Origin of the sequence: Gilliamella sp. wkB108 (genome assembly GCF_001690195.1) — a bacterium.
Lineage (GTDB): Bacteria > Pseudomonadota > Gammaproteobacteria > Enterobacterales > Orbaceae > Gilliamella > Gilliamella apicola_L.
On record NZ_LZGM01000106.1, the window covers coordinates 1 to 2,147 of the forward strand.

Consider the following 2,147-nt stretch of genomic DNA (forward strand, 5'->3'; position numbering starts at 1 on the left):
GCTATTAAAGCCCACCTATATTCCTTTTTAACTTCAAGCAAAGGTCTACCACTTACTTTTGATATTGCTTCAATGTCTTTCCAATAACTTACCGAATCCCTGTCTAATCCTAATAATATATTATCAAGGTTATTCGAATCTTCTCTGTAAACATCACTATATTTTATAGTTCTTGCAGCTTCTTCGGCATATTCATTTTGCATTTGCCATGCTTCTTGTAGTAATCCTTGACAAGCTGAACTTGATATATTACCTGCATAACAAGTTTCTAGCAAAACCAGATCACGTTTTTTATCTAATTTTTCAAAGTACTCTAATTCTTTCTTTTCATCTTCCGTTAACTCCTCACCTTTCCAGTTCGGTTTTATCCAAGATAACTCAGCTTTTCGTCTAGCTTCGGAAAGTTTTAAATAATTATTCTCAACCGCATTTTTACTACTATTCACTCCTGTTGTTATATCACTTTCATCCCCTCCCATACTTGCTATGGTGAGTCCTACCGCTAGCTGAGTTAAGGCACTGATGTTATCTTTTTCTTCTTCCGTTAGGTCTTTTACATCTCTATCTCCATATAAGGCTTTTTGTATAATTGGGGCTGCTATCTCCCCTGAGACTGCACTCGCTCCACCTACTACTCCTGAGTGACCTTGTAGCTCCGCTACTACAGCGCCCAGTATTGTATGTGCCACTAATCTCGCTGTTTCATTATCACCTGCTTGTTTTTTTATCTCTGTTGCTATCCATGGCGCGCTTGCTCCTGCTAATCCGCCCGTTATATCGCCTGTGATAATTCCGGTCACTATCGCTACCGCTGAGTCTACTCCTTTACTAAAGTCATTACCCATCTTGCCTTTAGTTGAGTCCTTACCCGCATCCTTGTTAAGGTCTTTCTCCAGTTGTTTTACTTGTGCTGCTAAATCTTTCAGCCCCGTTACGATATCTTGTTTTCGTTGCTCTTTCTCTTTGTCAAAAATTGGCTTGAGTTTTTGATGTGCATTATCGGTATCATGACTTAGTTCATTGATATCTTGTTTTTGCCCCTCTTTATCACGAACGATTAATTCGCCTTCCGATATCGCCGAGTGGGTGATATTGGATGATTTATCTCCATGTTCATACACCGATGGCTTGTTGCTTGTCGGTGTTAACTTGTTCGGTCCGCCACTATCTCCTTGATTACCATAACTCGCTCCTCCTGACACCGAAATACTGCTTACATTATATTCCGCCTTGTTTTTAATATCACTAAAGCCTATCGTTCCTGTTTCTAAACGATTACGGGTTTTATCCTCTGCCTCTGAAGCTATCACCGCTCCGGTTAACTCGGTATGATTGCCTACCGTGATATCATATCCACCTTCTCCTGCAAATATACCTGATTGCTCATTCACCGATGCATAGTCACTCTTCATCTTATCTTGACTAAAACTACCACTGACCTGACTTGAACCCGCACAAAATGGCGGTACACAAATACTGGCATTCAGTCCTGCTGAGGTATGTTTGGAATTATAATCTTCTTTATCTTGCAAACTACTGATTAACAAATCTCGTCCTATATCTGCTACGACTCGATTTCCTTGTAATTCTGCTCCCGTTAAAATAACATCTCGTCCACTATGAATATTTAGCTTATCTCGTGCATGTATTATGCTGTTGGTATTATTCTCTGAATTTCCATTCTCTTTACCTTTTGATTGACTACCACTTAATTCAAGACTAAATCCATTTTGACTTCCACCAAAATTCACACCAACACCAACGCCATAGTGACTACCTGAATCGGTATTTTTTACCCGCTCCATATCCTGTGCCGCTGAGAATTTTATATCTTGACCTGCGTTTAAGTTGATATTTTTTCCTTGTATATCAACTCCTTTCCCTTCAATATTCTCCTTCGCATTAATATTTACATTTTCTCCCGCATGAATCACAGTGCCTGACTGTAACCTCTGTTCATATTCATGTGTTTGTTTTGAGCTATCCGCAGTAAGGCTAACTTTGCCTTTCACTAATGAAGATGCTTTCTCTTTCCAGACCGGTGTCTTTTGTAAATTTGTATCGGCGGTTTGAGTGACATTTTGACTCGCTTGCGAAGATGAATTGGCTAACTGCCTTGATTGTGAATATAAATTTAATGCTGCTTG

Annotated in this window: 1 protein-coding gene; it reads right to left on the reverse strand. The window is 39.5% G+C overall.

Annotated features, from left to right (window positions below; genetic code table 11):
* On the reverse strand, positions 1–2,147 hold a 2,147-nt coding region (locus tag A9G11_RS11770), incomplete at both ends, for a hemagglutinin repeat-containing protein (RefSeq protein ID WP_176701269.1).